Source organism: Bacillus sp. ISL-78 (assembly GCF_018613455.1).
Taxonomy (GTDB): domain Bacteria; phylum Bacillota; class Bacilli; order Bacillales; family DSM-1321; genus Peribacillus; species Peribacillus frigoritolerans.
In genome coordinates, this window is sequence record NZ_JAGGQC010000027.1 from 222,902 (window position 1) to 246,947 (window position 24,046).

General features: G+C 41.5%; 25 protein-coding genes and 1 pseudogene. 22 read left to right on the forward strand and 4 right to left on the reverse strand.

Features of this window, described 5'->3' with window-relative positions; translation table 11 throughout:
• Positions 1-144 precede the first annotated feature (144 nt).
• The 15 genes from panB (at position 145) to J7I96_RS23480 (ending at position 14,796) form a co-directional block, all read left to right on the forward strand.
• Positions 145-981 (forward strand): 3-methyl-2-oxobutanoate hydroxymethyltransferase, encoded by an 837-nt coding sequence (gene panB / locus J7I96_RS23410; protein WP_214772031.1) that lies wholly within the window; start codon positions 145-147, stop codon positions 979-981.
• Positions 978-1,826, forward strand: coding sequence for a pantoate--beta-alanine ligase (panC, locus tag J7I96_RS23415; RefSeq protein ID WP_214772029.1), 849 nt, complete (start codon positions 978-980; stop codon positions 1,824-1,826). Before panB ends, panC begins: the two co-directional genes overlap by 4 nt.
• A gap of 24 nt (positions 1,827-1,850) precedes the next feature.
• Positions 1,851-2,234: an aspartate 1-decarboxylase gene (gene panD, locus J7I96_RS23420; protein ID WP_214772027.1), complete on the forward strand. Its 384-nt coding sequence runs from the start codon at positions 1,851-1,853 to the stop codon at positions 2,232-2,234.
• A 160-nt stretch (positions 2,235-2,394) separates the two neighbouring features.
• Entirely contained in the window at positions 2,395-5,175 is a 2,781-nt protein-coding gene (gene dinG / locus J7I96_RS23425; RefSeq protein WP_214772024.1) for an ATP-dependent DNA helicase DinG, read from the forward strand.
• A 151-nt stretch (positions 5,176-5,326) separates the two neighbouring features.
• A complete protein-coding gene (locus J7I96_RS23430; RefSeq protein ID WP_214772022.1) occupies positions 5,327-5,497 on the forward strand; it encodes a YpmA family protein in 171 nt (56 codons plus the stop codon).
• 18 nt (positions 5,498-5,515) lie between these two features.
• The gene (locus J7I96_RS23435) at positions 5,516-5,992 is read left to right on the forward strand and encodes a cell wall elongation regulator TseB-like domain-containing protein (protein WP_214923450.1); all 477 of its coding nucleotides are present in this window, start codon (positions 5,516-5,518) and stop codon (positions 5,990-5,992) included.
• 19 nt (positions 5,993-6,011) lie between these two features.
• Complete coding sequence (locus J7I96_RS23440) at positions 6,012-7,196, forward strand: pyridoxal phosphate-dependent aminotransferase (RefSeq protein ID WP_053535574.1); 1,185 nt, start codon at positions 6,012-6,014, stop codon at positions 7,194-7,196.
• A gap of 177 nt (positions 7,197-7,373) precedes the next feature.
• Positions 7,374-8,051: a GntR family transcriptional regulator gene (locus J7I96_RS23445; protein ID WP_214772018.1), complete on the forward strand. Its 678-nt coding sequence runs from the start codon at positions 7,374-7,376 to the stop codon at positions 8,049-8,051.
• Between the two features lie 108 nt (positions 8,052-8,159).
• Positions 8,160-9,077, forward strand: coding sequence for a 2,4-dihydroxyhept-2-ene-1,7-dioic acid aldolase (gene hpaI / locus J7I96_RS23450; protein WP_063590708.1), 918 nt, complete (start codon positions 8,160-8,162; stop codon positions 9,075-9,077).
• A 77-nt stretch (positions 9,078-9,154) separates the two neighbouring features.
• Entirely contained in the window at positions 9,155-10,669 is a 1,515-nt protein-coding gene (hpaE, locus tag J7I96_RS23455; protein WP_214772016.1) for a 5-carboxymethyl-2-hydroxymuconate semialdehyde dehydrogenase, read from the forward strand.
• Between the two features lie 31 nt (positions 10,670-10,700).
• Positions 10,701-11,684, forward strand: a complete 984-nt coding sequence (gene hpaD, locus J7I96_RS23460; protein WP_134782127.1) for a 3,4-dihydroxyphenylacetate 2,3-dioxygenase — start codon at positions 10,701-10,703, stop codon at positions 11,682-11,684.
• Between the two features lie 144 nt (positions 11,685-11,828).
• A complete protein-coding gene (locus tag J7I96_RS23465) occupies positions 11,829-12,011 on the forward strand; it encodes a hypothetical protein (RefSeq protein WP_214772014.1) in 183 nt (60 codons plus the stop codon).
• A gap of 208 nt (positions 12,012-12,219) precedes the next feature.
• Positions 12,220-12,543 (forward strand): nucleotidyl transferase family protein, encoded by a 324-nt coding sequence (locus tag J7I96_RS23470; protein WP_214772012.1) that lies wholly within the window; start codon positions 12,220-12,222, stop codon positions 12,541-12,543.
• Positions 12,544-12,888: 345 nt separating this feature from the next.
• Positions 12,889-13,227: a DUF485 domain-containing protein gene (locus J7I96_RS23475; protein WP_053535567.1), complete on the forward strand. Its 339-nt coding sequence runs from the start codon at positions 12,889-12,891 to the stop codon at positions 13,225-13,227.
• A gap of 3 nt (positions 13,228-13,230) precedes the next feature.
• The gene (locus J7I96_RS23480) at positions 13,231-14,796 is read left to right on the forward strand and encodes a solute symporter family protein (protein ID WP_214772010.1); all 1,566 of its coding nucleotides are present in this window, start codon (positions 13,231-13,233) and stop codon (positions 14,794-14,796) included.
• Between the two features lie 181 nt (positions 14,797-14,977).
• Here the strand turns inward: J7I96_RS23480 and J7I96_RS23485 are convergent, their stop codons facing one another.
• Positions 14,978-15,847 (reverse strand): LysR family transcriptional regulator, encoded by an 870-nt coding sequence (locus tag J7I96_RS23485; protein WP_214772008.1) that lies wholly within the window; start codon positions 15,845-15,847, stop codon positions 14,978-14,980.
• 163 nt (positions 15,848-16,010) lie between these two features.
• Between J7I96_RS23485 and hpaB the strand changes: the two genes are divergently transcribed.
• Entirely contained in the window at positions 16,011-17,483 is a 1,473-nt protein-coding gene (hpaB, locus tag J7I96_RS23490; protein ID WP_214772006.1) for a 4-hydroxyphenylacetate 3-monooxygenase, oxygenase component, read from the forward strand.
• Positions 17,484-17,562: 79 nt separating this feature from the next.
• Here hpaB and J7I96_RS23495 read toward each other — a convergent pair whose 3' ends face one another.
• The 3 genes from J7I96_RS23495 to J7I96_RS23505 are packed head-to-tail and all read right to left on the reverse strand — an operon-like array spanning position 17,563 to position 19,540.
• Complete coding sequence (locus J7I96_RS23495) at positions 17,563-17,949, reverse strand: 5-carboxymethyl-2-hydroxymuconate Delta-isomerase (RefSeq protein WP_214772004.1); 387 nt, start codon at positions 17,947-17,949, stop codon at positions 17,563-17,565.
• Between the two features lie 17 nt (positions 17,950-17,966).
• The gene (locus tag J7I96_RS23500; protein WP_214772002.1) at positions 17,967-18,755 is read right to left on the reverse strand and encodes a fumarylacetoacetate hydrolase family protein; all 789 of its coding nucleotides are present in this window, start codon (positions 18,753-18,755) and stop codon (positions 17,967-17,969) included.
• Positions 18,752-19,540 carry a fumarylacetoacetate hydrolase family protein gene (locus J7I96_RS23505; RefSeq protein WP_214771999.1) on the reverse strand — a complete coding sequence of 263 codons (789 nt, stop codon included), beginning with the start codon at positions 19,538-19,540 and terminating at the stop codon, positions 18,752-18,754. The genes J7I96_RS23500 and J7I96_RS23505 overlap by 4 nt, the downstream gene beginning before the upstream one ends.
• 198 nt (positions 19,541-19,738) lie before the next feature.
• Between J7I96_RS23505 and J7I96_RS28150 the strand changes: the two genes are divergently transcribed.
• From J7I96_RS28150 to J7I96_RS23530, 6 genes and pseudogenes are all read left to right on the forward strand, one after another.
• Positions 19,739-19,900: a hypothetical protein gene (locus tag J7I96_RS28150; RefSeq protein WP_251029228.1), complete on the forward strand. Its 162-nt coding sequence runs from the start codon at positions 19,739-19,741 to the stop codon at positions 19,898-19,900.
• 168 nt (positions 19,901-20,068) lie between these two features.
• Positions 20,069-20,543 (forward strand): annotated as a pseudogene (locus J7I96_RS28155) (4-hydroxyphenylacetate 3-hydroxylase N-terminal domain-containing protein).
• Between the two features lie 163 nt (positions 20,544-20,706).
• Entirely contained in the window at positions 20,707-21,999 is a 1,293-nt protein-coding gene (asnS, locus tag J7I96_RS23515) for an asparagine--tRNA ligase (protein ID WP_214771997.1), read from the forward strand.
• A 114-nt stretch (positions 22,000-22,113) separates the two neighbouring features.
• Positions 22,114-22,809 (forward strand): DnaD domain-containing protein, encoded by a 696-nt coding sequence (locus J7I96_RS23520; protein WP_214771995.1) that lies wholly within the window; start codon positions 22,114-22,116, stop codon positions 22,807-22,809.
• Between the two features lie 22 nt (positions 22,810-22,831).
• Entirely contained in the window at positions 22,832-23,488 is a 657-nt protein-coding gene (nth, locus tag J7I96_RS23525) for an endonuclease III (protein ID WP_063593994.1), read from the forward strand.
• Positions 23,485-24,024 carry a YpoC family protein gene (locus J7I96_RS23530; protein ID WP_214771993.1) on the forward strand — a complete coding sequence of 180 codons (540 nt, stop codon included), beginning with the start codon at positions 23,485-23,487 and terminating at the stop codon, positions 24,022-24,024. The genes nth and J7I96_RS23530 overlap by 4 nt, the downstream gene beginning before the upstream one ends.
• The last annotated feature ends 22 nt before the right edge of the window (positions 24,025-24,046 follow it).

Genomic DNA, 24,046 nt, shown 5'->3' on the forward strand with positions numbered 1-24,046 from the left:
TTTATTGATCGAATTGTGGCTTTACATGCCGTTTTTCGAAGCGAAAACAGATACTTTTTTAGTCAGTCCTTTTTTTGCGCATGAATGTATAGACACCAGTTTTCGCTGATGTTTTCATCTCCTCCATTAAAAGGAGGAAACGTAATGAAATTGTCCGGAGATTTTTTGAAGATGAAACAAAATCAAGAGAAGATTGTCATGCTCACGGCTTATGATTACCCGTCAGCAAAGTTAGCCGAACAATCAGGTGTAGACATGATTTTAGTCGGTGATTCTTTAGGAATGGTCGTATTGGGATATGACTCAACGATTCCAGTTACGGTGAATGACATGATCCATCATACGAAGGCAGTAAAACGGGGGGCACCAAATACATTTGTCGTGACGGATATGCCCTTTATGAGCTATCACCTATCAATGGATGAAACACTGAAAAATGCAGCCCGCATCATGCAGGAAGGCAATGCGGATGCCGTGAAGCTTGAGGGAGCGGATGATGTTGTTGAAAAAATATCAGCATTGACAAAGGCAGGCATCCCGGTTGTAGCCCATCTTGGCTTGACTCCTCAATCCGTCGGAGTTCTGGGGGGATATAAAGTGCAAGGAAAAGATGCAGAAAGTGCAGCACGACTCTTGGAAGATGCGAGAAAGTGTGAAGCGGCAGGGGCGATGCTAGTAGTTTTTGAATGTGTTCCATATCAAGTGGGGGAACTTGTCACACGAAATCTCGAAATTCCAACCATTGGAATTGGAGCAGGCGCAGAAACGGATGGTCAAGTCCTCGTTTACCATGATGTCATCAAGTATGGGGTAGATCGACTAGCGAAATTCGTAAAAGTTTATGGAGATGCCAATGAACTGATTGGCCAATCGATTACAAGCTTTGTGAATGAAGTGAAATCTAAAGATTTTCCGTCGGAAGAACATACATTCACGATGAAGGAAGAGCAGCTTTCTGAACTTTACGGAGGAAAAAGATGAAAACTTTTACATCAGCAGCTGATTTGCAATTGGCACTTAGAGAGGAAAAAAACAATCACAAAAGCATTGGCTATGTAGCGACAATGGGGTTTTTGCATGAGGGGCATGCAACCCTTTTGGAAAAGGCCCGCAAAGAAAATGATATTGTGGTATTGAGTATTTTTGTAAATCCGATGCAGTTTGGACCGAATGAGGATTTTGAAACATATCCGCGGGATTTGGAACGGGATGAAAATGTCGCAGCCAATGGCGGAGTGGATTATCTCTTCTATCCAACAGTCCATGAAATGTACGGAGAAGAACCTTCTGTGAAAGTTGTTGTCCAAAGCAGGACGGATGTTTTATGCGGGCGACAAAGGCCTGGACACTTTGATGGTGTAGCGACAGTCTTAACGAAATTCTTCAATATCATCCTTCCGGATAGAGCTTACTTTGGTAAGAAGGATGCCCAGCAAGTCGCCGTGATAGATGGACTGATCAAAGACTTCAATTTCCCTATCCAGCTTGTTGCTGTAGATACCGTACGCGAGGAAGATGGGTTAGCGAAGAGTTCGCGAAATGTGAACCTATCAGATCAAGAACGCATGGAGGCTAAAGAGCTGTACCAAAGTTTATTGAAGGCCAAAGAGGCGGTTGAATCGGGTGAAAGAAATGCAGCTACCGTCACGGCTCTAATTAGTGAACATATTACTGCCCAAACAAGTGGAGTGATCGACTATATTGAAGTCTATCAATACCCGGAACTTAAACCACTAGAATCATTGACAGGAAACATCATCATTGCAATGGCTGTAAAGTTCAAGCATGCAAGACTAATTGATAATATCACCTTATATATAGAATAAATCATAAGATCAGGGGGAATTGAGATGTTTCGAACGATGATGAATGGTAAAATCCACCGTGCAAGGGTAACTGAAGCTAATTTGAATTATGTAGGCAGCATTACGATTGATGAAGATATAATAGATGCGGTGGGGATTGTGCCTAATGAGAAAGTCGCCATCGTGAATAATAATAATGGTGCAAGGCTTGAAACGTATGTGATTGCGGGTGAACGGGGGAGCGGTGTCGTGTGTTTGAATGGAGCGGCAGCTAGACTGGTGCAGCCGGATGATATCGTGATAATCATTTCTTATGTGATGGTTCCAGAGGATAAACTGGGAGATCACAAACCAAAAGTTGCGATCATGGATGAAAACAATAAAATCATTGATTTAATTTCAAACGAACCTGCAGCTACGATCATGTAAGCGGAGGGCCGGCACATGTGCATGAAACATGCATACAGGTGCCGGTCCTTTTCGTCTTTTGATGAACGGCTTGTTTCCTTTATTACGATTATTATGGTATAAAAAAGATAAGAGAATTCCATCAGGAAGTGGAGAAAGCGAAGTTTGAGGTGTACAATTCATGATGCAACGATATGTAGTGGTCGATTTGGAAACAACAGGGAATTCTCCGAAAAAAGGAGATAGGATTATTCAATTTGCTGGAGTGGTCATCGAAAATGACCAAATCGTGGATGAATACTCGACATTCATCCACCCCGGACAGGAAATTTCCTTGTTTATTGAAGAATTGACCGGAATAAGCAACGAGACGGTAAAAAATGCACCTGACTTTGAAGATGTTGCAGAAAATATTGCCCGGCTTATAGAAGGGGCTTGTTTTGTTGCCCATAATGTTTTATTTGATTTATCTTTTTTACAGGAAGAACTAGTGCGATGCGGGTTTGAGCCGTTTTATGGTTCCACCCTTGATACAGTGGAGTTAGCGAAAATATTAAAACCAACATCCGATGGATATAAGCTGCACCAGCTGGCAAAAGAAGAAAACCTAGATCATTCCAGGCCCCATCAAGCGGATAGTGATGCATATGCCACCGCTTTATTATTGTTGGAATTGAAAAAAAAGCTGATGAATCTTCCAGTCATGACACTTAAACAGTTGTATCGATTATCTTATTCCTTACAAAGTGAGGTTTCCGAATTAATAGATGCTTGCATTGCAAGCAAACTTGCTAAAGCCGAAGTCCATTCGCCTGATCTAATTACTTATAGGGGCCTTGCCTTTAAAAAGGCTGAACAGGAAGGTGATCATAAAGACACGGGGGCTAAATTCCCGCTCGGCAATGATGAAAAAATAGCCATGCTCCAAAATGCATTCCCTGCATTCGAAGCAAGAAGCGGACAACTTGATATGATGAACCTGATTCACAATTCTTTCGAAACCAGCCAGGATGCAATCATTGAAGCTGGAACAGGTATTGGTAAATCGATAGGTTATCTGCTTCCGGCCGTTTATTTTGCAAAAAAACATCAAAAACCTGTCGTCGTTTCGACATATACGCTTCAGTTGCAGGACCAACTTCTTCAAAACGAAGTTCCTAAGCTTAAGAAAATCCTTCCTTTTACCTTTCAAGCCGTTTTACTGAAGGGGAGAAGCAATTATTTGAGCTTGGCAAAGTTCGAAAGGGCTTTGCGTGAAAAGGAAGATAATTATGAAACGGCCTTAACGAAAATGCAGATATTGGTTTGGCTTACTGAGACCGTAACAGGTGATAAAGATGAATTGAACCTAACAAGCGGCGGTCAGCTATTTTGGAATAGGCTTCAAAGCGATGGTCTTACATACGCCGGTTTAAAACAGCCCTGGCTTGAATTGGATTTTTTTGAACGGGCAAAAAAAACAGCTGCCAAGGCGGATATCATCATTACTAACCATTCATTTTTAATGACGGATCTTCTTACGGAAGACGCCTTGATTCCCAAAAAAGGGTATTTGGTTCTCGATGAAGCACACCATTTGGAACAGGCTGCATCCAAACAGCTTGGGAGCAGGCTAAATTACATTTCGGTGAAGACGATTTTGAACAGACTGGGGACATCGGATCAAAAGCAATTATTATATAAATTGGACAGGATGCTCTTGAATAACGGACTGACGGATGGAAAGTCTTCACATGAATTAGATCAAAAGCTTAGTGATTTTTCGTATGAATTCGAACAGCTTTTTTATTACCTTTCCAATCAGGCGGAAAAACTTTCACGTTCTGTGAGTCCAAAACGGCTTTCATTCAAAATGAATGATGGAAGATGGGGAAAAGCGATTCTTGTCGCTGAGCGGTTGGTGGATTTATTAGGATACATCATCACGGAGTTAGAGAAAAGATTGGCCCTTTTATTGAATAATGAGTCCCCATTAGGGAAAAATTCATTATTTCACTTGAATGATATCGAGGTGCTGCTTGGACATTTACAGGATACCAGGGTCTCCTTGCATGAGTTTTTCATCAAGCCCCACGAAGAAAATATTTATTGGCTTGATTATACGAATGCAGCACCTCAGCATGGGGTGACTTTGACGGTTCAGCCGATTGCAGGCAGTAAACGGCTATGGGATTCCTATTTCGGTCGCCAAAAAAGTGTGGTCATGACATCGGCAACCCTTGTGGTGAAGGATTCTTTTAAGTATTTTAAGGAACAACTCGGATTAGAGAATGAGCCGATCCAGACAGCAAGTTTTCCATCACCCTTTCCTTATAAGAAACTCGTAAAGGTACTGGTACCAAATGATCTGCCAGATATCAATTGTTTATCGGTGGACGAATTCTCCGAAACTGCAGCAAACCATATTATTGCTGCCGCTCAGGCAGCGAAAGGGAGAATGATGGTATTATTCACCTCGCATGAAATGCTGCGGGCAACCTATCATTCGGTCAAAGATTGTGGTGTTCTGGATGAGTTCACCCTGTTTGCACAAGGGATTTCTGGCGGAAGCCGGATGAGGCTGCTCAGGAATTTCCAAAACTTCGAGAAAGCGGTCCTGTTTGGGACAACCAGCTTATGGGAGGGCGTCGATATCCCTGGCGAGGATTTATCTTGTTTAATCATTGTCAGGCTGCCTTTTTCGCCACCGGATGAACCAGTAACAGCTGCAAAATGCCAACTTCTCGAGAATCAGGGGCGCAATCCATTCTCTGAGTATTCATTACCCGAAGCCCTATTAAGGTTCCGACAAGGTTTCGGAAGGCTTATACGCACTCCGGAAGATAAAGGGATTTTGGTTATACTCGATCGCCGCATCATCACTGCTAAATATGGAACTGAATTTCAAAAGGCCATTCCGAAAGTGGACTGGCACCAAGGCACTATTTCAGAAATGGCTGAAATGATAGAAGAGTGGATTTAAAGGATCTTGATAATTCATTAATCCAGGAATTTTTATGAATTTATAAAGAAAAATAACCACTGAGCTGGTATAATGTGATAGGTGGTAAAGCCTTCAAATCCTATTCATACCAGTGGTTGTTGACAATTTATTAAAATGGAGGGGCATTTTCATGGAAAGTAAAATCGAAGTAATTTCAACAGTCAGGTTGCAAAATTCTCCTGATCTGTATAAAATTGTGGATTCCTTGAACCGAACATTGAAAAAAGATGATTTGATGTTCGGTCTGGCATTGGATTCCCAAGATCAAGAAAAAGCGATATTTACAATTTATCGTACATAGAAAGAAGGAAAAGCAGCTTTGAAAAAATGGTTGATTATTGCTTCTATCCTAGTCCTTTGTTTTATCGGATTTGTCAGCGGGGCATATATTAAAGCGTTGCAGCCTAAAAAAGAGGCTGGTGATGAGGCTTTTAAAAAGGCAAAGGAAGAGGGCGGCCTTGTTACCATGGAAGAATTCTACCTTTATAATGGGCAGGATTCATACTCTGTCATCATTGGTAAGGGGGAAAAAGGGACTAAAAAAATAGTCTGGCTTCCTGAGGACAAGAAGAAAGAAATAGTAGTGGAAAACTATAAAGATGGTAAATCAAAAAAAGAGATCATGAACATTGTCAAAGAAAAGCTTAATCCTCAAAAAATCATTTCGGTTAAGCTAGGCTTGGAAAAGAACGTCCCGCTTTGGGAAGTAACGTATCTTGATGAATCCGAGCGCTTTAATTATGACTATTATGATTTTAAAACTGGGGAATGGCTAAAGTATTATCGAAGCATTTAGAATGGAGGATTAATTTAAAATGAAATTAGCGAACCGTGTTCAGTCATTAACGCCATCAACAACATTGGCCATTACGGCAAAAGCAAAGGAACTTAAGGCCCAAGGTTTAGATATAATTGGTTTGGGTGCAGGTGAACCAGACTATAATACGCCCAAACATATCATAGATGCAGCACTTCTTTCCATGAATGAAGGTCAAACTAAATACACGCCATCCGCTGGTCTGCCGAAGCTAAAAGAAGCAATTGCGGCTAAATTGAAGCGTGATCAGGGCTTGGATTACAAACCTTCTGAAATTGCAGTTGGCTCAGGTGCAAAGCACTCGCTGTACACATTGTTTCAAGCGATCCTGGATGAAGAAGATGAAGTCATTGTTCCGATACCATATTGGGTGAGCTATCCTGAGCAAATCAAGCTTGCTGACGGTAAGCCGGTATATATAGTCGGTACGGAAGAAAATCAATATAAAATCACGAAAGAACAATTAGAACAAGCAATTACCGATAAAACGAAAGCGGTTATTATCAACTCTCCAAGCAATCCAACGGGCATGCTTTATTCCAGGGAAGAATTGGCGGCTATCGGGGAAGTTTGCCTGGCTCATGATATCTTGATCGTTTCCGACGAAATTTACGAAAAATTGGTTTATGGAAATGCTAAACATACATCCATTGCAGAGATTTCACCTGAATTGAAAAAGCAAACGATCATCATCAATGGTGTTTCTAAATCGCACTCGATGACTGGCTGGAGAATAGGTTATGCAGCCGGTGATGAGTCCATCATTAAAGCAATGGCGAACCTTGCTAGCCATAGCACATCCAACCCAACCACAACCGCTCAATATGGTGCGATTGCGGCTTATGAAGGTACACAGGAGCCTGTTGAGGAAATGCGTCAAGCATTTGAAGGCCGTTTGAATAAAATCTATGATAAATTGGTTGAAATTCCAGGTGTAAGCTGCATTAAACCACAAGGGGCATTTTATTTATTCCCGAACGTTAAACGTGCAGTTGAATTAACAGGGTACAGCAATGTCGAAGATTTTACGACTGCGTTGCTTGAAGAAGCCCAAGTGGCTGTTATTCCAGGTTCAGGGTTCGGTGCACCTGATAACATCAGACTCTCTTATGCAACTTCACTGGAGCTGCTGGAAGCAGCCGTTGAAAGAATACATTCATTCGTTAATTCAAAAATGGCCTAATTTATTATTAAAAACCTGCAGACTGAGTCTGCAGGTTTTTTTTAGTTGGATTATATTTCGACTCGTGAAGAAGGCGGGACTTTGCATTTATATATGCAAACAAGCATGTGGAAAATCATATATGATTTTTAATGAAAATCGATTGCAATCATATATGATTTCATATATGATGAAAATATGGAAGAGAAAAGCAAAAACCCCAGCAAAAAGCAACTAGCTTATGAGCACCTTCGTAAATTAATTTTGGATGGAACATATGGTTCTGGACAGCGGATCATTATCGATCAAACGGCAAAAGAACTTAGTTTAAGTCCGATTCCTGTCAGGGAAGCGATCAGGCAACTGGAATCTGACGGCCTTATTCAATATAAGCCTTATAGTGGAGCGGTGGTTACAAGCATAAATGAGAGCGAATACATTGAAACTCTTTCTGTTTTATCTCTGCTTGAAGGATATGCAGCTGCACTCAGTTCTTTAACCATGAATGATCATGATTTTGAAAATCTAATTAATTTAAACAATGAAATGGAAAAAGCCCTCCATAACTTTGAATTAGAGCTGTTTGGTAAATTAAACGAATGTTTCCATGCGGAAATTTATGAAAAGTCCGGAAATTCCTTTTTAATAGAGGAAATTAAACAGGCACAACAAAGAATGAATAGAGTCAGAAAGTCCATGTTCACCATGGTGCCGCAACGCGCAGTCCAATCGATTCGCGAACATGAAAGCATCATAAAGCTCCTAAAGGAAAAAGCATCTTTTGAAGAAATTGAATCATTGGTGAGAAAGCATAAACTGAATGCGATAAGCACATTCAAGCAGAGGGCGGAAACTAATCAAGATCAGGCACTTTGATGACCCAGGCTTTGTTTTATTATAGTCGATTGATTATTGATAAAAGCAAAGCCGATTTTTTCACTTGGATTATTCGGAATATTCAAATAACGAAAAGGTGGTAGAAAAATGTACGAGGAAATCAAAAGTCGTTTAAGAGGATCCATCGCACCCGTTATCACTCCCTTTGATGACAAGATGGAAGTTGATGTAAAGGCCATTGAAAATCTAGTAAACTGGCATATTGAAAGCGGTTCCCATGGAATTTCGGTATGCGGGACTACAGGCGAGCCGAGTTCACTTACGATTGAAGAACGGGAATTAGTGATGGAAACGGCAATTAAAGCAGCAAAAGCCCGTGTTCCAGTTGCACCAGGTACCGGATCTGCCAATCAGAAAGAAACGTTGCATTTGACAAAAAGGGCACAGGAAATGGGCGCGGATGCTGCTTTAGTCATCGTACCTTATTACAATAAACCGAATCAACAGGCACTTTATAATCATTTTAAAACCGTAGCTAATGCTGTTGATATCCCGCTGATCGTTTATAACATTCCCGGAAGAACGGCGACGAATTTAGAAGTGAAGACATTGGCACGTCTTGCTGAAGATTGTGAAAATATTATTGGTGTAAAAGAATCTAATAAAGATTTCGAACATGTGAACCGTGTCTTATTAAATTGCGGAAGGGATTTTCTCTTATATTCTGGCATTGAATTATTATGCTATCCAATGTTGGCTATTGGAGGGGCAGGACATATAAGTGCTACTGCCAATATCACTCCTAAAGAAGTGGCGGACATTTATAACCTTTGGGTGGAGGGTGATGTAGATAAGGCGCTTGACCTCCATTACAAATTAATGCCATTGAATGATGTTTTATTTAAAGAAACCAATCCAGGACCATTAAAAGCTGCGATGGGGATGATGGGGAAAATCAATCCGGCATTAAGGCCGCCTATGGGACCGCCTTCTGAACCATTGGAAAAAGAGCTGCGTGAAACCCTTCAATCATACGGGTTGATTGACCAAAAAATCCAGTCATAATGGCTAGTTGGGAAGATTGCACAAATCCAAACGATTTTTGTCATCTTCCCGAATTAATTTTTAAAGGAGGATTTATCATGCAAACCTTTCCCGTGCAGGATGTGAAGCATTACGTCAATGGTCAATTTGTGGATGGTATCTCAGGAAAAACATTTGAAAATCTAAGCCCTTTTAATAATCAAGCAATCAATAATGTGGCAGAAGGGTTTAAAGAGGATATTGATCAAGCGGTCGCCGCCGCAAGAGCTGCATTCGATAATGGCCCATGGAGAACGATGAAAGTGGAAGAAAGATTGAAGTACATGAATAGGATTGCTGATCTAATTGAAGAAAATGCCGAAGAAATCTCCTTTTTGGAATCACTGGATACAGGGTTGCCGATTAGCCAGACAAAAAAACAAGCGGCAAGGGGAGCGGAGAATTTCCGTTTTTATTCTGAAATGGTGAAAAGCAGGCTGATAGGAGAGTCATATCAAATGGATGACACTTTCATCAATTATACGATTCATAAACCGATAGGAGTGGCAGGATTAATCACTCCTTGGAATGCACCTTTCATGTTAGAAACCTGGAAGATCGCCCCGGCCCTGGCTACAGGCAATACATGTGTCCTTAAACCGGCGGAGTGGTCTCCATTGACTGCCAATAAATTAGCTCAAATCATTGATCAATCCGGTCTGCCAAAAGGCGTATTCAATATCGTTCACGGTTTTGGGGAGACAGCGGGGGCGTCCTTGGTTGCCCATCCTGAAGTCCAATTGATTTCTTTTACCGGAGAAACGACAACCGGCGCTGAAATCATTAAAAATGGTGCAGATACAATGAAACGTTTTTCCATGGAACTCGGCGGTAAATCACCAGCAGTCATTTTTGAAGATGCAGATTTAGAAAAGGCCCTGGATTCAGTGATATGGGGAATCTATTCATTCAATGGGGAGCGATGCACAGCCAATTCCAGATTATTTGTCCATGAATCGATAATAGACCAGTTCGTGGCAGAATTGAAGGCGCGCGTTCATCATATCAAAATTGGAAACCCAATGGATCCAGACACGGAAATCGGACCGCTGATCCATCGTAACCATTTTAATAATGTCTCCCGATATCTGGATATAGCAAAAGATGAAGGTGCGGAAATTGTAAGCGGAGCCATACCAAGTGCATTCAAGGAAGGGAATTTTATTGCCCCGACGCTTCTTTTGAACTGTACAAATGATATGACGGTGGCACAAGAAGAGATTTTTGGACCTGTCATGGCTGTCATTCCTTTCAAGACTGAAGAGGAAGTACTGAGAATGGCTAATGATGTAAAGTATGGGCTAGCTGCTTATGTTTGGACCAATGATATGAAACGTGGACATAGATTTGCTCAAGCTGTCGATAGTGGGATGGTCTGGGTGAATTCCCAAAACGTTAGGGATTTGCGGATTCCATTTGGAGGATCGAAATATAGTGGGGTAGGACGTGAAGGCGGCCATTATAGCTTTGAATTCTATACGGAAACACAAGTTATCCACGTGGCAATTGGAGAACATCACATTCCAAAATTTGGCGACATAAAACAAAATGCCGTTTCTTCTGCTGAAAAATAATCCGGGTTTCATTAAAAAAGGGGAGAATACTATGAACTTTTCTATTATTCGTGTTGCGAGAACGATACTTAATGTAACAGATTTAGATAAATCAAGAGCCTTTTATGTGGATGCTTTAGGTTTTATTGAAACGGAAAGAACGAATGACCACATATATTTACGTGGTTTAGAGGAAGCGCATCATCATTCGCTTATCTTGCAAAAGGCAGAAAAGCCAAGCGTTGAAGCAATAGGATACAAGGTTGAAAAAGAGGAAGACCTTGAAGGGTTGGAATCTTTCTTCCTGTCCAAGGGAATGAAAATGAAGTGGATGCAGGAAGGAACACAGCATGCACTAGGCAAGTCACTGCGAGTTCAGGATATTTCAGGATTGCCAGTGGAGTTTTTTTACAAAATGGATAAAGCCGAGAGATTACTGCAACGATATGATATGCATAGGGGTTCGAGGGTCCAAAGAATCGATCATGTGAATTGTTGTGTGCCAAATGTGCAAAAAGCCTCTGACTTTTATATGAAAGAATTAGGTTTTGCCTGCTCGGAAGATACAGTGGATGAGTCGGGCAAATTATGGGCAACGTGGCTACATAGAAAGCAAACGGTCCATGACCAGGCATTCATGAACGGTATCGGTCCAAGACTTCACCATGTAGGCTTTTTTCTACCTGACCCCCTTGCACTTATCCATGCCTGTGATGTACTGGCATCTCTTGGATATGCACAGTCGATCGAACGCGGCCCAGGAAGGCATGGCCTATCCAATGCATTCTTCCTATATTTAAGAGACCCGGACGGCCATAGAATCGAATTATACAATGGGGATTACTTAACATCTGACCCGGATACCGAACCGATTCATTGGGACTTGAATGATCCAAGACGCCAGACATTCTGGGGAGCCCAAGCTCCGGATTCATGGTTTGATGAGGCATCTTCTGTACTTGATATAATATCAGGAGAGGAAGTTCCTCTTAAAGAACCGATCCTGGCAAAAAGTAAGCCTGAATTCATCATCTAAATAGAAGCGGGATCTAGGATGAATCATGCAAAATTTAGGCAAAACATACATGGACTCTCATAGTCTTTTCAATAGGGCGCCAGTGCAAATGGTGAAAAGTTGATGGAAGACTGCAGGATTATGGGGGTTCCTTTTACTGAGTAAATGGAACCTTTCAAGAATCATAGGAAGGAAGATGGATTTGGCTATCATTCATGTTCAGCACCCACTTTCCCATCAGAAGCAGAACCGTATGTAGCTCTAGGATTTTTCGACGGAGTTCATCTAGGCCATCAAGAATTGATAAATCTAGCCAAAAGGATTGCCAAACAGCAAAATTTCAAATAGGCAGTCATGACTTTTTTTCCACATCTAAAGCAAATCATCGGAAACGATCAAACCCCTCAAACATACATTACTCCTTAAGAGCAAAAAGCAAAACTATGCAGGATTTAGTAGATACCTTGATAGACTTGTACTTCGATTCCGCATTTGCCCATCTTTCACCTTCTGATTTTATCGAGGATTTTCTATTTGGATTTAAAGCAAACATGCCGTGGCTGAATTCGATTTCCGGTATGGGCATAAAGGGGAAGGGAATATGGAAACGCTGAAAATCGAAGGTAAGCGATTTTTTGAAGTGACGGAAATGAAGAAATTAGAAATTGACCATGAAAAAGTAAGTTCCACTAAGCTTAGAAACTTGATTGCGGAAAGTCGGTTCGCTGATATCCCGTCATATCTTGGCTCATATTTTGAAAGTCAAGGGACAATCGATTCCGAGGATAATCAACACATCATCGTTACATTGTCAGAAGCATTCCTGACACCCCCCGCCCGGTGTGTATTAAATCGAAATCCATACCGAAGGAAATATTAATGAAGGAATAGCCCATCAAATGATGGACGGATCATTTCAAGGGAGTTGGCACTTACATTTCAATGATTCTCTTCCTTTGAAAGGAAAGAAGATTCATATCAAATGGAAAAGTGAAATAGATGAAGGATAGGCGAGCCAAGTCTATTGCCAAATTGCAAGCCTTCTAAAAGATATGGTCTGGGACAGGGCAGCAGTGGGAGCTTACTGCTGCCCTATTTGTAACTGTTGGATTGTAGGGATTTTGGGATGTAGGAAGAATTTGCCATTGAAGAATGCGGCTGACATCGGAGGAATACTACCAGGACCGTCCTTGGAAAAAATAAAGATCAGAAGAGGTGTGAAGAGATGGTTCGGCTGGAAAAAAAACTTGAAGAATCGGAACAAACTGATCTAGTGGATTATGAAAAAATTGTTGCCTCGAAAGAGTTTCAGAATATGCTTTCCGATAAAAAGAAGTTCGTCATCCCTTTTACGATTTTATTTATGGGATATTCCCTGCTTTTGCCCTTCTTAGTTTTTTACACAGATATCCTGGATCACCCTTTCATTGGGGACATAACATGGGCGTGGGTGTACGGTGTCTCCATTACGGTTATGTCTGTATGGGTTTGCAGCATATATGTAAGGAAATCTGAAAGAATCGATGAACAAATAAAAGAAATCATCGAGAAAGAAGGGCTTTGAATCATGAATTGGACAGTTATCATTCTCTTTGCGCTAATGTCGATGGGTACGCTTTTCATCACGTATTTCGCTTCCAAAAAAACTAAAACGGCAGGCTCCTTTTATACGGCCGGGGGCGGGTTGACCGCTAGGCAAAATGGACTTGCATTGGCCGGGGATTTTATGTCGGCTTCCACGTTTTTAGGGTTGATTGGGGCATTTTCCTTAACTGGATATGATGGATTTTTCCTGATGTATGGAGCACTTGTTTCATTTCTTGTCGTGTTATTCCTAGTGGCTGAGCCATTAAGGAACTTAGGGAAATACACATTGGCTGATATGGTTACTGCAAGGTTTAAATATAAACAGGTCCGGGGAGTGACCGCTTTTAATACCCTGGTGATATCAGTCATGTACATGCTGGGGCAACTTGTTGCTGCAGGTGCTTTATTTAAATTGCTTTTGGACATCCCGTATAATACCTCTGTCATCATCGTAGGTATTGTAATGTTGGTATTTGTTCTATTCGGGGGGATGACGGCGACGAGCTGGGTGCAGATCATTAAAGCGATCCTGCTGATAGGCGGAGTGTTTATATTATTCATGATCGTCATGTGGAAGTTGAATTTTAGTTTCATCGGAATTTTCACGGATATGAAAACAGCAACACCAATGGGTGCAGATTACCTGAAGGCAGGTATTAAGTATGCCAGTGGATGGGATGCAGCTTCCTTGTCATTGGGCCTGATTTTGGGAACGGCAGGTCTGCCTCACATTTTAATACGTTTTTTGACTGTCCCGAATGCACGAGTGGCAAGAAAATCGGTTGTTTGGGTGATGTGGATTATGGGTGCTTTTCATATCATGGTCATTTTTCTCGGATTCGGTGCTGCGAAGTTGGTCGGAACATCGAATATCATGGCCGCTAATCCAGCAGGTAACATGGCTGCACCTCTATTGGCCCAACTTGTGGGCGGGGACATCTTATTCGCATTTATTGCGGCCGTTTCCTTCGCAACGATACTCGCAGTAGTTGCAGGAATCGTTTTAACAGGTGCTACGGCATTTTCACATGATTTTTATAATGAAATATTAAAAGATGGAAAAGCGACGGAAAAACAGCAAATGACGATGGCTAGATGGGCTTCCATTGGTGTGACTGCACTTACGATTGTTTTATCATTAGGTCTGCAGGAATTCAATGTAGCGTTTCTGGCATCTATCGCCTTTACATTGGCCGCCAGTTCGAATTTGCCAGTAATCCTTCTAACGATCTATTGGAAAAAATTCAATAAAACTGGAGCGATAGTCGGTATGATGACAGGTCTTTTTGGTACACTTTTGCTCGTGGCCCTCAGTCCAAATGTCTGGAACCCGGTCCCTGGAGCAACGATTATGACAGGTGAGCCGATTTTCCCTTTGAATTCACCAGGAATCGTTTCCATTCCGCTTGGATTCATCGCCTGCTATTTAGGTGCCTTGGTCGGTAATCGCAGGACCGGTCTAAAAACGGTTGCAAAAGACAATTATAATGAAATCCTGGTAAAGTCCCATACCGGTCATGATGTTAAAGGTGTTTTACGACATTGAATGAAGTAAAGGCATGCCTATAAATAAAGCGCAGGTCAATGCACTTGTGAATGGATTTGAAAAAGCAGCCATCTCCTGATGGGTTGCTTTTTTCTTTTCAATGGATATAGAAATTCGAACGAATACAAAAGATTATTAGAAAGAAGTACAGGCGCACTAATATTCAAGGATAACTGGGCATTCATTCAGAAAAAGTTTCTAGGAATTTGACGGCGCCTTTAGAAAGGTAGCGATCTTCGAGCCAAATAAGGGCGGCTTCCGATTGAACTTCACAATCTATCAATTCGACTATTTTTATCCCCTGGGTTGAAAACGATTTGGACGTGGTACGTGGCATGATGGTAGCGCCTACTCCTTCCTTCACTAAAGATAAGATCATTGCAGCATCAGGACATTCACATACAATCGTAGGGTCAAATCCATGTCTTAAGCATTCATCCACTATAAGTTCGTAGGTACCTTGTCCGCTAACCCTATGCAGCAATAAGAGGGGATATTCCTTAATTTGTTTGAATTCGATCGAGTCTGGGATATCCCAACCTTTTGGGGTGACAAGCACAAAGTCTTCCGGCGGAAGGTTAATCGATGAGAATTGCTTACCGTTAATAGGAAGCCTTACAATGGCCAACTCGATTTCCCTGTTTATTAAGCCTTCTGTCAAACGGAACGTATCACCTTCCATTAACTTGAAACGTATGTCAGGGTATTTAACTCTAAAGGTTCTCATCCTTTGCGGAATGTAAGAAAAGCAAGTTTTTACTGACCCTATGGAAAGAGTGCCCTTTACCCCTTTACTGACTTCCTTCACTTCCAGCAGCGATTCTTCGAACTGGTTTAATAATGCTTCAGCTTTTTTATAAAGGACCTTGCCAGTTTCAGTGAGTTCAAGTTTCTTTCCATTCCGATCGAACAGTTTTTCACCGATTTCCATTTCCATCATTTTAAGTTGCTGGCTAAGAGGCGGTTGAGCCATATGTAATTTTTTTGCGGCTTTGGTTATTTGCCCTTCCTGAACGATCGTCACAAAATATTTTAACTGCCGGATGTCCATTATATACACCTCATACATATGATTAACATATACATATTGAATTTTTTAAGTATTATATATATATCATAACACATGGTATATTTTGTTATAGTAATTAATTCAATATTTGGAATTTATTTAATTGTAAGCGCTTTATCACTTTAGTGTTAAGGGGGATGTAATTATGCCGGCTAAAACAGGTAAAGAATATATCGATAGGGTAGACAAAGCAAAGGCGAATGTATGGATCAATGGAGAGCAAGTAAAAGATAAGATCAGTCAACACCCAGCTTTTAAAGGGGTCATGAAAACACAGGCCGAATTATATGATTTGCAGCATGATTCTGAGAAACATGACATCATGACTTATATTTCACCAACTTCAAACGAAAGAGTAGGAACCTCATTCATGCAGCCGCGGACTAAGGAAGACCTTGAAAAGAGGAGGAAAATGATTCAAGAATGGGCAAGACATAATAATGGAATGATGGGACGTTCCCCTGACTATATCAACAGTGGGATGATGGCGTACGGTACTGCAGCTGATATGTTCGGTACTCAGGATTCGGCATTTGCTAAAAATATGAAAGACTATTATGAGCTTTGCCGGGAAAAGGATTTGTCGTTGACACATACCTTGATTCAACCCCAGGTTAATAGGGGAGTTAGTGCCGCAAAGCTTCCGGATCCTTACATCGCTGCAAGGATTGCCGGCAAGAATTCAGAAGGACTAATTATAAAGGGTGCAAGATTATTAGCTACACAAGGAGGAATAACGGATGAAATCATGGTTTTCCCTTCCACATTGCTTAAACAATCAGAAGAAGAAAACCCTTATGCATTCGCCTTCTCCATACCAAATAATACTCCGGGGTTGAAATTTATCTGTCGTGAATCATTCGACTATGGCAAATCGCATTTTGACCATCCCCTTGGTTCAAGATTTGAGGAAATGGATACGATTATCGTTTTTGATGATGTAGTCGTACCTTGGAATCGGGTATTTGCATATGGGGATGTCAGCATTTGCAACCAGGCTTATAATGAAAGCAATGCCGTTGTTCATATGACCCATCAGGTGGTATCGAAGAATATCGCTAAAACCGAGTTCATTCTGGGGATTTTGCAGCTAATGGTGGAAACAATCAATATCGGGCAATACCAGCATGTTCAGGAGAAAGTCTCGGAAGTCATCATAGCGCTTGAAACGGTAAAGGCTTTCATTACAGCTTCGGAGGCAAATGCGAAAGTGGATAAGTGGGGAATGATGACACCCGATTTCACACCTTTAAACATAGCCCGTAATTATTATCCGAAGATTTACCCTAGATTCAGTGAAATAATGCAGCTTCTTGGAGCTAGTGGCTTAATGGCGATACCAAATGAAGCGGATTTCAATTCGGAGCTTCGACCGGATTTGGATAAATATCTTCAAGCCGCGAATGGTGGAGCGTATGACAGGGTTAAATTGTACCGTCTTGCATGGGATGTATGCATGAGTTCATTTGGATCCAGGCAAACGCTGTACGAAAGGTTCTTTTTTGGGGATCCGGTCCGTATGGCAAGCGCTTTATATAACGGCTATGATAAACAAGAATATGTGGACCGTGTCAAAGAGTTCTTGAACCGCACTGAAAACCTTGCAGAAATCAACTAAGCCAGGTAGCGGTGGCAAAGAATGTTAATTTAAAGGCCTTCCCGATGATGTGGAAGGCCTTTAAATATGAAAACTTTGTTCATTTATTATATCGATTATGGATATTATTCTTTTTATATGTGCCAAAATCACTGAATTCCGCAAGTTCCATGGAGAGGGCAAAGTATCTTTTTGAAAAGAGGGATGCCAAATGGGACTCCAGCGTTTCAAAAAGGTGGTCACATACTTTTGTTTTATCACTGTCCTGGCGTCCAGCGCCAATTTTTAGTATGGCATGAACAAAAGCATCATCCTCTGTACCATCGGCAACACGATAATGCTTCAATTCAATGGCTCGGGATCGAATCCCGCCAATCGGAAAGATGGTGGGATAGGATATCAGTACATCATTCACCTTTCTTAATAAGCCGTCAATCTGGATTTCATCTTTGATATTATCCGTATATTCAATAATTATATGAGGCATATGGTTAATCCCCTCCATTATTTGTTAATTTTTAGGTGGAGCCGATCCCCGTTTTCAGTAAATACATCGTCCCCGACTATTGTGCTAACGAGTTTTCCGATACCTTCAATTTCAGTGATGATTTCATCGCCTACAGCAGTATCCGCCAAGCCTTCAGGTGTGCCTGTCAATATGATATCGTTTGGACTCAATGTCATGAAGCTGCTGAAATATTCGATTAAATCAGCAATGCCGAAAATCATGTCTTTCGTGTTGCCTTGCTGAGTCAATTTTCCGTTGACGTAAGTTTTGATGGCAAGATTCGAAGGATCTGGAATATCTTCGGCATCGACGAGCCAGGGACCAATGGGGGTGCAGGTATCACGATTTTTGACCTTTAAATTTGGCCGGTAGTAGTTCTCCAGATAATCCCTTATTGCATAATCATTTGCAATCGTATATCCACTTACATAATTAAAGGCTTCTTCCTTTTTTATGTTCTTCGCCTTTTTACCGATGACCACTGCCAGTTCACATTCATAATGCATATAAGCTGCATCAGCAGGCCGCCTTGTCTGTCCCCGGTGGCCGATGAATGTATTGGGACCTTTTAAGAATGCAAGGGGTTCTTCCGGGGCTTTAAAAGCTAGCTCCTTCGCATGGTCTGCATAATTCAAGCCAAGCGCGAAGACAGTTCGTGGTTCCACAGGGGGAAGCCAGACAACGTCCTGCTCATTGACAAGCCGGCCATCCGCCAATTGGAGCTGGCCATGATATTCACTTGCTGGATGTATGGCACCTGCATAGGCTACACGGGCTCTCTTCATAAAATCCCCTCCAGTGATAATTTTTCCTCGGAAATGATCGTATTTTCCAAATAACCAATTTCGTCTATTTCTATCCTGACTTGATCATTGGCTTTGGCCAGCGGTGCTTTCTCAGGAACTCCAACTAGAAGGACGTCACCCGTACTCAAGGTCATGAAGTCCGTTACATCCTCAATAAGCCGGGGGATGGAGCGAATTAGATTTGAAGTTGAATTTTCTTGCCTTAGCTCTCCATTAATATATACACGAAGTCCTAAAGAGTCGGGGTTGGAGATGGATTCCTTGGATACGACCCATGGACCGATCGGGCAAAATCCATCACGGGCTTTATGGCGGATAGCAGGACGAAAAACGCTTTCATGAGGAATGCTAATATCATTGGCGATCGTAAAACCTTCTATATAATCCGATGCATGTTCTTTCTTGACTCTTGTAGCCGTTTTACTGATCACTATTCCAAGTGCCGCTCCGATTTCCAATTCAGGTATGCCGGCTGGAAGGGGAACTGGATTTGAATAAGAAGAAAACGTGTTTCTAGGTTTAATATAAAGGATCGGCCCTTTAGGAGGTTCATTATAAGGCGGATGGTCGATCTTTCCCTTCAATGCTTCCAATGACCCTTTATAGTTTAATAATGTTCCATATACCGTTCCTGAAATAGGGTTATCCAACTTGATTCGTGATACCTCATACTTAACACCGTTCATTAAAATATAGCGGTTCGACAGTATTTCCACTTCTTCTGAATAATCTGACTTTTTAAGCTTCACTCTTGCTTTTGCCATGGCACTCACCCCTTGATTTTATAATTAATCATATATGATATCGTATATGATTTTTTGTTTAAGTTCAACATTTTTAGATTATTCAGTATAATTAGACAAAAAATGTTAGAAAAAAGCTGAGTTTCAACAGAAAAATGCCTGGAATATTTAGTTAGTATGAAGCTAGGAATTCAAAGATTGTGGATGGGGGATGTTCGGATGATGAATAGCAAAGAGTATTTAGAAAGTTTACGAGATGGACAAACGGTATTCTTGAACGGTGATAAGGTAGATGAAGTGGCGCCCCCTATCGCAATTCTGCCAGGTAAATTGCGCAGTTATATGATGCCCTGCATGCCCCGGATACTGCACGGATTTTAACGGCTGAGACAGATGGAGGTCATAAGGTCATACTACCCATAAGTTCTTCAAGGCCTCAAAGAACGCAACAGAGCTGCTTGAAGCAAGGGAAGCCATACCACAATAGTCAAAGTTGAGTTATGGTTTCATGGGTCTACCCCTGATTACAAAGCTGCACTTACAGGATCATTGGGACCTTATAGCGATTTTTATAAGGGATTTGAAGATAATGCGAAAAGATGGTATGAAAAAACGACAAGGGACGTTCCCTTCTGTAACCATACAATTATAAATCCGGCAATGGAGAGGAATAAACCGCTACATGAAAATGAAGGGGGTATTTGTACGTACCGTGGAAGAGCGGGATGATGGAATAATCGTAAGCGGAGCTAAAATGGTTGTAACTACTGCAGCACTTACGAAATATAATTTTGTCACGAATCATTCTCCTGTCGATCTTGGGGAAGGAGATAGAAGCCATGCATTGATTTTCTTTGTGCCGATGAATGCGCCGGGATTAAAAATGATCAGCAGACAGTCTTTTGAAGAAACGGCTGCCAAGACAGGCACTCCTTTCGATTACCCGCTTTCTAGTCGCTTCGACGCAGTCAGCGTCCTTGATCATGTATTCGTGCCTAAGAGCATGGGCGTTCGAGAATGGTAAACTGCCATGCAATCTAGCGAATACACTAAAAAACATAATAAGAATGATATAAAAGGCATGGAACCTCCGCATCAATTGATTTATTTGCTTGTAAGCAGGGCTATGGGTATAATAAGTAGAGTAAATTCATTAGTAAGTTAAGTTATTTTTGGAGGTAAATTCCGTGAAAATTACAATAAAAGATGCTAGCAAATTCGTCAATCAAGAAGTAACCATTGGAGGCTGGCTTGCCAGCAAACGTTCCAGTGGGAAAATTGCTTTCCTTCAAATACGTGATGGCTCTGGGTTTATTCAAGGGGTGGTCGTGAAAGCTGAAGTGGGTGAAGAGATTTTCGCTCGTGCGAAATCGGTTTCGCAAGAGTCATCCTTGTATGTAACAGGTGTCATTCAAAAGGATGAACGCTCGCCGTTCGGTTTTGAATTACAGGTGAAAGATATTGAAATCATTCATGAATCATTGGATTATCCCATTACACCTAAAGCGCATGGTCCTGAATTTTTAATGGATAACCGCCATTTGTGGCTGCGTTCAAAAAGGCAGCATGCAGTCATGAAAATCCGGAATGAAATAATCCGTGCTACATATGAATTCTTTAATGAAGAAGGCTTCGTTAAAGTGGATCCCCCAATTTTAACGGGAAGCGCACCAGAGGGAACAAGTGAATTGTTCGCGACTAAATACTTTGATGAGGATGCTTACCTTTCACAAAGTGGTCAACTCTATATGGAAGCGGCTGCCATGGCACTTGGGAAGGTATTTTCCTTTGGTCCAACCTTCAGGGCAGAAAAATCCAAAACAAGACGACACTTAATCGAGTTCTGGATGATTGAACCAGAAATGGCTTTCATCGAATTTAAAGAAAACCTGGAGGTCCAGGAGAAATTCGTTTCTTCCATCATCCAATCCGTATTGAAAAACTGCGAGCTTGAGTTGAATACACTGGGCCGTGATACATCGAAGCTTGAACAAATCCAAGCTCCTTTCCCGCGCATTACATATGATGAAGCCATTAAGTTCCTTCATGAACAAGGATTTGATGATATTCAATGGGGTGATGATTTTGGAGCTCCGCATGAAACTGCGATAGCGGAAAGTTATGATAAGCCCGTTTTCATAACTCATTACCCAACCAAAATCAAACCTTTCTATATGCAGCCAGATCCTGAAAGGGAAGAAGTCGTTCTTTGTGCCGATTTGATCGCTCCGGAAGGATATGGAGAAATAATTGGCGGTTCAGAACGGATTCATGATCAGGGATTGCTTGAACAGAGAATCAATGAGCATGGCTTGAGCGAAGATGCTTACAAATGGTATATGGAATTAAGAAAATATGGCTCTGTGCCGCATTCAGGCTTCGGTTTGGGATTGGAACGCACCGTAGCATGGATCAGTGGAGTCGAGCATGTACGTGAAACCATCCCGTTCCCTCGTCTATTAAATCGATTATATCCTTGATTTCGTAATGAAGCGGTTATCTTGCCTATTGGCAGATAACCGTTTTTTGTTAAAATTATAAACTTATTCGATGGGCCGTATTCATGTTATACTAAACCAGAGGTGTCCAAAAACATGAATAAAGAACATTTATATGCGTGGTTTAAGGAAGGAACGATAACGATTCCATCCTTTTTGTTGACTAACTATAGTGCAATGGGACTAAATGAACAAGAAATGGTCCTATTATTACAATTGCAAAGCTTCATCGATAGAGGTAATCATTTCCCAGCACCCTCCCAACTTTCTGACCGAATGACATTGCAGGAAACGGAATGTCTATTCATGATCCAGCGTTTGGTCCAAAGGGGATTTGTTGAAATGGTGGTTGAGGGGAGCCAAGAAATCGGGCAGGAAAAATATTCATTGTCTCCACTGTATGAAAAAATGATGGACTGTTTCCTGAAAACCTTGAAACAGGCAGAGTCTGCAGAAATCCAAAAAGCGGGGGAGAGCCTTTATACGATTTTTGAACAGGAGTTCGGCCGCCCTTTATCTCCCTTTGAATGTGAGACATTGGCAATGTGGATGGAGGATGACCATCAACCTGAAATCATTAAGTCAGCTCTGAGGGAGTCTGTCATTTCAGGAAAATTGAATTTCCGATACATTGATCGAATTTTATTCGAGTGGAAAAAGAATGGCATTAAAACCTTGGAACAGGCAAGGGAGCAAGGACAAAAATTTAGAGTTCATCAAAAGAGGGACCGAAAGACGGAAACTGCACAACCATTGAAAGATGTGCCTTTCTATAACTGGCTCGAGCAGTAAAGTAAATTGAAGGAGAACCAATATGTTGAATAAAGCTCAAATTCGATATTGTCTGGATACGATGGGTGAAATGTTTCCGGATGCCCATTGTGAGCTGAATCACTCCAATCCATTTGAATTGGTGGTTGCTGTTGCCCTGTCAGCTCAGTGTACGGATGTATTAGTCAATAAAGTGACGAAGGATTTATTTCAGAAATATAAAACGCCTGAGGATTACATAAGCGTTCCGATTGAAGAGTTGGAAAATGACATTCGCTCAATCGGTTTGTTTCGTAACAAGGCTAAGAATATACAAAAGCTGTCGCGCATGTTGATCGAAGAATACGGTAAGGAAGTTCCGAGAGATCGTGATGAGCTTGTTAAATTGCCTGGCGTTGGCAGAAAGACGGCGAATGTGGTCGTTTCCGTTGCTTTTGATGTGCCTGCGATCGCTGTGGATACCCATGTAGAGCGTGTTTCCAAGCGCCTGGGATTATGCCGTTGGAAGGATAGTGTCCTCGACGTTGAGAAAACGTTGATGGCTAAGATACCAAAGGATGAGTGGTCCGTTACGCATCACCGCCTGATATTCTTTGGACGCTATCATTGCAAGGCCCAGTCACCAAGATGTGAAACCTGCCCGCTTCTCGAATTATGCCGTGAAGGCAAAAAAAGAATGAAAAGGAAAGAAGCCAATTGACGCAGTCCATATCATTAAAAGTCCCTGAAGAATTGGTCCATCATTTGTTTTTTCCTGAAAAGGAAACCATCTTGGAAAAAGAACGATATGCAGCTTGGAGTGAAACGATTCCATTCGAGGCTTTCCCGTATGAGTTACTTTATTATAATAATGTAGAAGCTTATGCTCCTTGGACGAAAGGGTCAATGCATGTAAAGGAACTGCTGGAGAGATGGAAGGGAATTGATTCAGAATGCAGTTTGCTATTTTCTGAGCGAAAAGCGGGACAGACCTTGGGACTCATGAAGCAGGGTATCGGTTTACTTTTAACCGCAGTCTTCTGGATGCATGGGCAGCCAGTGGCATTGAATGATTTCCGGTTCCAAATGCAATCTTTTAACAATATTCCGGTGAACATGGATGAAAGACTTTCTTTCATCCTAGCTAGACCCGCTTTTTTTCATTCTTATAGACAGCTTAGTGAGTTGTTCCGAGAATTTGAAAAACAATATGTGAAGTTCATGATCAAAAATACGAACAGCCAAAAAAACGTCTAAGCCAAAAGCTTAGACGTTTTTT

What these genes read in the sequence shown, in the direction of transcription:
- panB (WP_214772031.1), top strand. Translation starts at nt 145, where the DNA reads ATGAAATTGTCCGGAGATTTTTTGAAGATGAAACAAAATCAAGAGAAG.
- panC (WP_214772029.1), top strand. Translation starts at nt 978, where the DNA reads ATGAAAACTTTTACATCAGCAGCTGATTTGCAATTGGCACTTAGAGAG.
- panD (WP_214772027.1), top strand. Translation starts at nt 1,851, where the DNA reads ATGTTTCGAACGATGATGAATGGTAAAATCCACCGTGCAAGGGTAACT.
- dinG (WP_214772024.1), top strand. Translation starts at nt 2,395, where the DNA reads ATGATGCAACGATATGTAGTGGTCGATTTGGAAACAACAGGGAATTCT.
- J7I96_RS23430 (WP_214772022.1), top strand. Translation starts at nt 5,327, where the DNA reads ATGGAAAGTAAAATCGAAGTAATTTCAACAGTCAGGTTGCAAAATTCT.
- J7I96_RS23440 (WP_053535574.1), top strand. Translation starts at nt 6,012, where the DNA reads ATGAAATTAGCGAACCGTGTTCAGTCATTAACGCCATCAACAACATTG.
- J7I96_RS23445 (WP_214772018.1), top strand. Translation starts at nt 7,374, where the DNA reads ATGGAAGAGAAAAGCAAAAACCCCAGCAAAAAGCAACTAGCTTATGAG.
- hpaI (WP_063590708.1), top strand. Translation starts at nt 8,160, where the DNA reads ATGTACGAGGAAATCAAAAGTCGTTTAAGAGGATCCATCGCACCCGTT.
- hpaE (WP_214772016.1), top strand. Translation starts at nt 9,155, where the DNA reads ATGCAAACCTTTCCCGTGCAGGATGTGAAGCATTACGTCAATGGTCAA.
- hpaD (WP_134782127.1), top strand. Translation starts at nt 10,701, where the DNA reads ATGAACTTTTCTATTATTCGTGTTGCGAGAACGATACTTAATGTAACA.
- J7I96_RS23465 (WP_214772014.1), top strand. Translation starts at nt 11,829, where the DNA reads ATGGAACCTTTCAAGAATCATAGGAAGGAAGATGGATTTGGCTATCAT.
- J7I96_RS23475 (WP_053535567.1), top strand. Translation starts at nt 12,889, where the DNA reads ATGGTTCGGCTGGAAAAAAAACTTGAAGAATCGGAACAAACTGATCTA.
- J7I96_RS23480 (WP_214772010.1), top strand. Translation starts at nt 13,231, where the DNA reads ATGAATTGGACAGTTATCATTCTCTTTGCGCTAATGTCGATGGGTACG.
- J7I96_RS23485 (WP_214772008.1), bottom strand. Translation starts at nt 15,847, where the DNA reads ATGGACATCCGGCAGTTAAAATATTTTGTGACGATCGTTCAGGAAGGG.
- hpaB (WP_214772006.1), top strand. Translation starts at nt 16,011, where the DNA reads ATGCCGGCTAAAACAGGTAAAGAATATATCGATAGGGTAGACAAAGCA.
- J7I96_RS23495 (WP_214772004.1), bottom strand. Translation starts at nt 17,949, where the DNA reads ATGCCTCATATAATTATTGAATATACGGATAATATCAAAGATGAAATC.
- J7I96_RS23500 (WP_214772002.1), bottom strand. Translation starts at nt 18,755, where the DNA reads ATGAAGAGAGCCCGTGTAGCCTATGCAGGTGCCATACATCCAGCAAGT.
- J7I96_RS23505 (WP_214771999.1), bottom strand. Translation starts at nt 19,540, where the DNA reads ATGGCAAAAGCAAGAGTGAAGCTTAAAAAGTCAGATTATTCAGAAGAA.
- J7I96_RS28150 (WP_251029228.1), top strand. Translation starts at nt 19,739, where the DNA reads ATGATGAATAGCAAAGAGTATTTAGAAAGTTTACGAGATGGACAAACG.
- J7I96_RS23520 (WP_214771995.1), top strand. Translation starts at nt 22,114, where the DNA reads ATGAATAAAGAACATTTATATGCGTGGTTTAAGGAAGGAACGATAACG.
- nth (WP_063593994.1), top strand. Translation starts at nt 22,832, where the DNA reads ATGTTGAATAAAGCTCAAATTCGATATTGTCTGGATACGATGGGTGAA.